Origin of the sequence: Phaeobacter sp. (genome assembly GCF_022825805.1) — a bacterium.
Taxonomy (GTDB): Bacteria; Pseudomonadota; Alphaproteobacteria; order Rhodobacterales; family Rhodobacteraceae; genus Phaeobacter.
Map to the genome: position 1 here is coordinate 1 of NZ_JAJDWC010000160.1, position 7,372 is coordinate 7,372.

8 protein-coding genes and 1 pseudogene are annotated in these 7,372 nt (G+C 55.5%); 2 read left to right on the top strand and 7 right to left on the bottom strand.

What is annotated here, in order from left to right:
- Positions 1–129 (top strand): annotated as a pseudogene (locus Q0C28_RS17815) (IS630 family transposase); the annotation flags it as partial.
- A gap of 81 nt (positions 130–210) precedes the next feature.
- Here the strand turns inward: Q0C28_RS17815 and Q0C28_RS17595 are convergent.
- The 7 genes from Q0C28_RS17595 to Q0C28_RS17625 are packed head-to-tail and all read right to left on the bottom strand — an operon-like array spanning position 211 to position 5,109.
- Entirely contained in the window at positions 211–549 is a 339-nt protein-coding gene (locus Q0C28_RS17595; RefSeq protein ID WP_293577763.1) for a hypothetical protein, read from the bottom strand.
- A 2-nt stretch (positions 550–551) separates the two neighbouring features.
- Positions 552–938: a response regulator gene (locus Q0C28_RS17600; protein WP_293577764.1), complete on the bottom strand. Its 387-nt coding sequence runs from the start codon at positions 936–938 to the stop codon at positions 552–554.
- Between the two features lie 37 nt (positions 939–975).
- Complete coding sequence (locus Q0C28_RS17605) at positions 976–1,839, bottom strand: protein-glutamate O-methyltransferase CheR (protein WP_293577765.1); 864 nt, start codon at positions 1,837–1,839, stop codon at positions 976–978.
- Positions 1,836–2,324 (bottom strand): chemotaxis protein CheW, encoded by a 489-nt coding sequence (locus tag Q0C28_RS17610; RefSeq protein ID WP_293577766.1) that lies wholly within the window; start codon positions 2,322–2,324, stop codon positions 1,836–1,838. The genes Q0C28_RS17605 and Q0C28_RS17610 overlap by 4 nt, the downstream gene beginning before the upstream one ends.
- Positions 2,308–4,449 (bottom strand): chemotaxis protein CheA, encoded by a 2,142-nt coding sequence (locus tag Q0C28_RS17615; RefSeq protein WP_293577767.1) that lies wholly within the window; start codon positions 4,447–4,449, stop codon positions 2,308–2,310. Before Q0C28_RS17615 ends, Q0C28_RS17610 begins: the two co-directional genes overlap by 17 nt.
- Before the next feature lies 1 nt (position 4,450).
- Positions 4,451–4,825 carry a response regulator gene (locus Q0C28_RS17620; RefSeq protein WP_293577768.1) on the bottom strand — a complete coding sequence of 125 codons (375 nt, stop codon included), beginning with the start codon at positions 4,823–4,825 and terminating at the stop codon, positions 4,451–4,453.
- Positions 4,822–5,109: an STAS domain-containing protein gene (locus tag Q0C28_RS17625; protein ID WP_293577769.1), complete on the bottom strand. Its 288-nt coding sequence runs from the start codon at positions 5,107–5,109 to the stop codon at positions 4,822–4,824. The genes Q0C28_RS17620 and Q0C28_RS17625 overlap by 4 nt, the downstream gene beginning before the upstream one ends.
- A 484-nt stretch (positions 5,110–5,593) precedes the next feature.
- Here Q0C28_RS17625 and Q0C28_RS17630 point away from each other — a divergent pair.
- The coding region (locus tag Q0C28_RS17630; RefSeq protein ID WP_293577770.1) for a cache domain-containing protein at positions 5,594–7,372 on the top strand (1,779 nt) is incomplete at its 3' end.

Consider the following 7,372-nt stretch of genomic DNA (forward strand, 5'->3'; position numbering starts at 1 on the left):
AAGCAATTCGCCGATGCGATCCTGAGATTCTTCCGCGAAACCATCCCCAAAGAGTGGAAAACATTCCGAGATCAGGTCTCAGACAACTTCAGGGTCATAACACACGAAAAATTTCGGGTTTTGGGGTGAGTGCGGTATACCCACTACATCGAAGCGAAAAAACAAAACGCCGCCTAAATGGCGGCGTTTCAAATCGCAATCAAACAAAGCTCAGCCTTGTCGTGCTGCTTCAGGATCAGAGAGCCGATCTCGTAGCTTATGCAAGGTGACAACCTCACTGGCAGCTTGAAGGTTCAGGCCATCAGTTTCCTTGGCAAGTCGACCCGTCTCTCCGTAGAACTTACCCATTGCCGCCAATGTCTGGATAACCAGATCAAAGTCTTGCAGGGATTGCCGTTCAGCCCGAGTAGGTGCATCGCCACGTTCGAAAACTGTCAGTACGATGTCCTCCAGCTCCTGCACCTGTTTCAACAGACGCAGCATTTCAGCCTGAGACACGTCACAGAGATCAGCAATCCCATGGCCTTTGGGCGGAGTCGGCGCCTGCATGTTCATAGACGGCCGACCACTTGTTCAATCGACTGCTTCATGGTCGCAACGGTAAATGGTTTGCGAATGATGTTGTTCATCGCCAGTCGACGGCCAACCTCCACGATTTCAGGCGTGGGTTTGCCAGTTACCAGAATGAATCCCACTCGCTGGGTGACACGATGCTCCCGGAGGGCTTTTAGCAGTCCCAATCCGTCCATACCCGGCATGTTGTAGTCGGACAAAACCAGATGCACAGGGTTGGCTACAAGGGTTTGAAAAGCGGATTGGCCTTTGTTTTCAACCATGTAGTTTTTGATGCCAAGCTCATCCAAACACTGGGTCAAAATACCACGGCTGGTGGACATATCGTCCACGACCATCACGCGCAGTGAGTCTCTCAAGCTCATGTTTAGTTCCTCGTTTTCTCTTTTGGTGCCGGATGCATCAAGAATTCCCACCGGCAGGAGAATTCACATAGGTGGTAATCCCCGCAGTCTGCAGCGCATCCGCCGCAGGTCCGGACATTCGTTCAGAATGCCCGATAAACAGGTAACCGCCTGGGTTCAGGCTGCGCTGGAACGCGTGCCACACTTTTTGCTGGGTCGGCGTGTCAAAGTAGATGGCCACATTCCGGCAGAAGATCGCATCGAACTTTCCTTTGAATGGAAACGGTTCGATCAGGTTCAAAACGCCGAAGGTCAACAACGCACGCAGGTCATCACGGATGGTCCCGATCTGCCCTTGCAAGCTGAAGTAGCTGCTATACTCCTTCGGGATTTGCGACAGCTCCTCGGAGGAATACTGGCCAGACGACGCTTTGCGCACAACCACGGGGTCAATATCGGTCCCCAGGATTTTGACATCCAGCTTTTCAACGTCAGGACAAAGCTCTTTGAGCACCATGGCGATGGTGTAAGGCTCTTGCCCGTTTGAACAGCCCGCAGACCAGATCCGCACACGGTCCCCACGTCGTGCCCGCTCCAAAACCGGAGGCAGCACATCGTTGCGCAGGGTGTCAAAATGATGCGGCTCCCGAAAGAACTGCGTCACATTCGTGGTCAGCAATGACAGCAGTTCACTGCGTTCACTGTCGGCGTTCGGACCATTCAATTCCTGCAGATACGCGCTGAAATTGGAGAAGTTCAACTTTCGCAAGCGCCGTGCCAAGCGTGAAGAAACCAACGGTTTCTTACTGCTGGACATTGCCAGGCCAAAGTTTTTATGCGCGAACTCCGCAATAGCCTCGAAATCCTTATCGGACAGCGTAAAGCCATCGCCACGCGTATCGATTTGGCTTGCGATGGTCACGAGAGCACCTGCTCCGGTACCGAAATCACAGCATCCAGGTTGATAATCCGCACCATGGTATCTTCGTGAGAGATGATCCCTTGGATATAATCCATGGTATTGCGGCTATCGACCGGTGGCGTATCCTGGATATCGTCCGGGTTGATCGAAATGATTTCCGACACGGATTCTGCCAGCAGCCCCACGGGTTTGCCGTGCACCGACACCACGATCACGACGTTGCGCTCGCTGGCTTCGGTTTGTTGCAGGCCAAAGCGGGCGGACAGATCATAAATCGGGATCACCGCACCCCGCAGGTTCATAACCCCCAGCACATCTGCCGGCGCATGCGGCAGAATGGTGACCGGAGACCAGCGACGGATCTCACGGATCTGGGTGATTTTCAGACAGAACGCCTGGCTCGCGACGGTAAAACTGACAAACTCGCTGTGCTGGGCGTGTTTTACTTCGGGATCGTCATATTTTGCTTCAGCTTGCGATTGCATTGTTCATTCTCCGCTCTGTGTCGAACGCGGCCGCAGAAGGCGAAGCCGCAAGAATACTCTCGGGATCAAGGATCATGGCGATTTTGCCGTCCCCCAGGATCGTCGCAGCAGCCACGCCCGGGATGTTCCCACACACACCATCAAGGCTCTTGATGACGACCTGCCGCTGATCGTGGATGTCATCCACGGCGAGCGCGCTGCGTTGACCAGTCTCTGTTTCAACCAGCAGGTAAACGCCGGGTGGTTGGTCATGGCCCGATGTTTCCAGGCCAAGGGCCGCACCGACATCGCAAACCGGGACAAAGTTGCCACGGATCGACAACAACGTGCCATCAGCACCGAGGTTGTTGACCATGTCGTCGCTGCCACGCATCGTTTCGACGATCGATGTGATTGGAACCACCATGGTCTGATCCGCGACGGAAACAACCATCCCATCCATAACCGCCAACGTAAGGGGCAGAATGATGGTAAAGGTCGATCCCTTGCCTGGGGTCGAGCTGATGTTGATACGCCCCCCAAGTGCTGTCACGGCGTTTTTCACAACATCCATGCCAACCCCGCGACCGGAGAGGTTTGAAATCTCCTTCGCGGTTGAGAAGCCCGGCAAAAACAACAGGTTGTCGATTTCGCTGTCGGACAGCTCTGCATTTGGAGGGATCAGACCTTTGTCGATCGCAATCTGTTTCACCCGCGGCCTGTTGACCCCTGCACCGTCATCTTTGATTTCGATGCAGACGCTGCCGGAGCGATGCGACGCCGTGAGGCGAATTTCACCCGCCCGACCTTTGCCTGCGGCTTCACGATCCTCGGGCTGTTCAATCCCGTGATCAACGGCGTTCCGCAGAATGTGGGTCAACGGATCAGACAACCGTTCAATCACGGTTTTATCGACCTCAGTCGCCTCACCCTCAGTGACCAGTTTGGCGGTTTTACCCGTTGCCGCAGACGCTTCGCGAACGATACGCGCCATACGCTGGAACAACGGCTTCACCGGCTGAGCACGGATCGACATCACACCTTCCTGGATGTCACGTGCCAGATTTTTAAACCCTTCCAGCTCGGTTTCCACATCACGCAGATCTGCCACGTCGAGATTGGCAATTTGTTGCGCCAACATCGAATGGTTGATGATCAGCTCCCCAACAGCGTTGATCAGGCGATCCACGCGCTCCAGGTCAACACGCAGGGTCGGATTTGGTCCGGATTTGGCGGCCTCAGCTTTCGGCGCGGCTGCTTTTGTAGCAGCCGGAGCCGTCTCCGCGACGGCCGGTTCAGCCACGGGTTCAGCGGCTGAGACCGGTGGTTCAAAAGGGGCAGCCACCTGATCACCGCCTTCCTCGGGCATGACCCCGAAAGCTGCGTCAAGCGCAGCCAATGCATTGGCTTCGTCCTCAGCATCACTGTCGGATTCGATCGACAGCTCACAGAGGCCCTCCACAAACTCAAAGACGGCTTCAACGGCGGATTTCGATTCCGTCGACGTCAAAGTCAGCTTCCAAGTGAGGTAGCTTTCATCGGTGTCGACACTGTCAAATCCAGGCAACTCGCTATCATCGAGTTGCACCTCAAGCGTGCCAAGGTCTGCGAGTGTCTGAAACAGGAAATACGGCTCATTTCCGGTTCCATACATGTCTTTCAGCGGGTGGAAGCGAATGTTGTAGGTGCGCTCTTTTTCCGCCTCGATCGGGCTGGCTTCGAAAGCACCGCCCAACCCCATGGGCTGGAACACCAACTCTTCTTCTTCTTCCTCGATATATTCTTCGAGGGCAGAGATCAGCACATCATGATGCGCTTCGTCTGTGGAACCACCGTCGCGCGCAACCGAAACAAGATCGCTCAGATGGTCGCTTGAGCGCAGCAGAAGCTGGATCAGTTTGGTGTCCAACCCCAGCCGGTTTGCACGAACTTCATCAAAGACCGTTTCAAATTTATGCGCAAATGCAACGAGTTCATCCAATCCGAACGCGCCCGCGCCCCCTTTGATCGAATGGACCGCTCGGAAGACCGCATTTACGACCTCGGAGTCATGATCGCCACCCTCGATGGCAGTCAGACCCTCATCCATCGCTTCGAGGAGCTCTTCGCACTCCTCAAAGAATGTATCCTGGATCGACCCCGCCATTTTATGCAGCCGCTCCGGTCACGCGCTTCAGCGCGAAGATCAACGAGGCGTCATCAAACGGCTTGGTGATCCAACCTGTTGCACCCGCGTTGCGGGCCCGCGCCTTCAGCTCTGGTGCGCTTTCCGTGGTCAGAACCAGAATCGGCACTTTGGAGTTGATATCATCGCCGCGCAGCTCTTCGATCACACCAAATCCGTCGAGGTTAGGCATGTTGATGTCAGTGATCACAACATCCGGCGCGACGTCGGGATACATGTCGACACCTTCACGGCCGTCCACGGCACAGTGGTATTCAAATCCCGCCTCTTCCAGAGCGGCGGCCAGGAGATTCCGGATGGTACGGGAATCGTCGATTGCCAGAACTTTCGTTTTCATGCTGTTTCCTCGTCTTCAAAACGGTTGGGCTCAAGCCCGAGAAGAGTGAGCGATTTCCGGCACCCTTCGCTTATGTTGGCAACTGAAAAACCAAGGCCTTCAGAGCGCCACTGCTGTTCAGCGCTTAAAAGAAGCTGCAAGCAGCGAGACGGCATGACCGCCACATTACTGCAATCAATCTCCACAGCCTGAGTGCGTGCCCCGCGCAGAAATGCAATCAACGGCTCAAGGTCGGAGAAGGCATTTGGCAGGTCCAAAATATGTTTTTGTGTTTCCGTCGTCATAATCAGCGATTCGCACCCCCGTGGTCGGCGACAGGTTTCAAGTCGATGCTCTAGGGATAGCCCTCGGGCCTTAACATTTGATTGCCACCCTGTGCGGTGTGCTCAGGTTTCAGCAGGGTATTTGGCCGCAAAAACCAATCGAAATTTCAGAAAAATTGAGACAGCTGAAAAACCGCATTTGGAATCACCGCTAGAAAACAGGCGGTTCAGGATCGCCAAACACCGCTGCGCACAGATCCGCACACCCGCCCGCGAACAAACGCCAAGATTAACAACCCTACGCTGCACAGGAGGCGTTCGGATTCGGTCGCCTCGCGTATGCGCGGAATCAACCGGTGCGCAATTCGATCGGAAAACAGGTTTTAAAGTTGACTTTCCCGTCAAAAAACGAGGCCCGCGTAAGCCTCAAATTAACTCCTGATCTTCATGACTAGCTAGATGAGGAGCCGAGTGCCCGGCCCCTGCCTGTGAATTGGAGTACCCTATGAAAGCCATGCCAGCTCTCCGCCTAGCGTACAAACTGCCACTCTTCGTTGTCGGCTTCGGATTGTTGCTGACGGCGGTCTTTGTCACCCTCAGCTCATTGGCGTTTGAACGCGCTGCGATCAACAGTGCCGAACAGCAGTTCAACGCAATGACCCATGACCGCAGCAAAGCCTTGCAAGCGCTGATGGCCAGCATCAACGCTGATGCAAAAACCGTCGCCGCGTCGCCAGCAACTGCCTCTGCTCTGGAAACATTCTCCGCGACCTGGCGTGGGATCGAGGGCGATCCCGCAAAGGTTCTGCGCCAAGCCTATATTGAGGACAACCCCCACCCGACTGGAGAGAAACATCTGCTCGACCGGGCAGAGGGACAGTCCCCGTATCACCTGCATCATGAACGCTTTCACCCTGGGTTTACGTCCCTGATGGCCAACAAGGGCTATTACGATGTCTTTCTGATCAACACAGAGGGCGATCTGGTCTACTCGGTCTTCAAAGAGGCCGACTACGCGACCAATATGATTGATGGCGCCTATGCAAGTTCTGGCCTGGGCGAAGCGTTTCAGGCAGCCATCAAGCTGAAGCAAGGTGACGTCTATTTTGCCGACATGCGTGCCTACGCGCCCAGTAATGGGGCGGCAGCGGCCTTTGTCGCGACACCGGTTTTCGACATCGCAAACAGATTGCGCGGGGTTCTGGCGATCCAAATCCCGGTCGATCTCATCACTGAGATTGTGAATCCAATCAACGCAGCCCAAGCAACGCTGGATGTTTTTGTCGTGGGACAAGATCTGCGTGCCCGCAGCAATGCCCACGCAGAGGATGGCTTCAAAGTCCTTGGCGAAATGGAGGCGAGCCCTCAGATTACCGCAGCTTTGGGTGGTGAGGCGCAGTTTTACCCGGATGTAATTGGCAGCAACGGCCATCATGTTGCGTCCTTCTCCACACCTGTTGACATCAATGGTGCCGATTGGGCGGTCGTCGCCGAACAAGACCTGGATGAACTGCTGGCGCCTGTGGTGGCCGAGCGGACCAAACTGCTGGCCGCATCCATCGTTCTGGCCGGAATTATGTCTTTGGCAGGCTGGTTGTTTGCCAGATCTGTCACGCGTCCAATTGGCAGCGTCTGCAATCGAATCGAAGAGGTTGCACAAGGCGAATTGGACCATGACATCACCGAGGCTGATCGCAACGATGAGATCGGAGACATCGGCAAACAGCTGCGCAGCCTGCAAGGCGATTTGAAAAACGCCAAAGCCGCCGAAGAAGAACGCCAGGCCCAGCAGCAAGAACAGGAAACTGTGGTGGAGCGGCTGAGCTGCGGGCTGATGCAACTGGCCAGCGGCGACTTCTCCCAAGCCATTACAGAGCCTTTCCCGCCACATCACGAAAAGCTGCGCCAGAACTTCAACCAAACGGCGGAAACGCTGAGCGGGACGGTGACGCAGGTTATTGATACTGCGGAAAGCATTCGCAACGGCGCCGGTGAAATCAGCCAGGCTTCGGACGATCTGTCCAGCCGCACGGAAAGCCAGGCGGCCACCCTGGAGCAGACCGCCGCCGCGCTGGACGAGATGACCGCCAGCGTGACCTCCGCCGCCGAAGGCGCCCGCAGCGTCGAAAGCATCATGCAGGAAGCCAAGCAAGAGGCCGAAAACAGCGGCGAAGTGGTGCAAAACGCGGTGTCGGCGATGACCGAGATCGAACAATCCTCCACCCATATCTCGCAGATCATCGGCGTGATTGACGACATCGCCTTCCAGACCAACCTGCTGGCG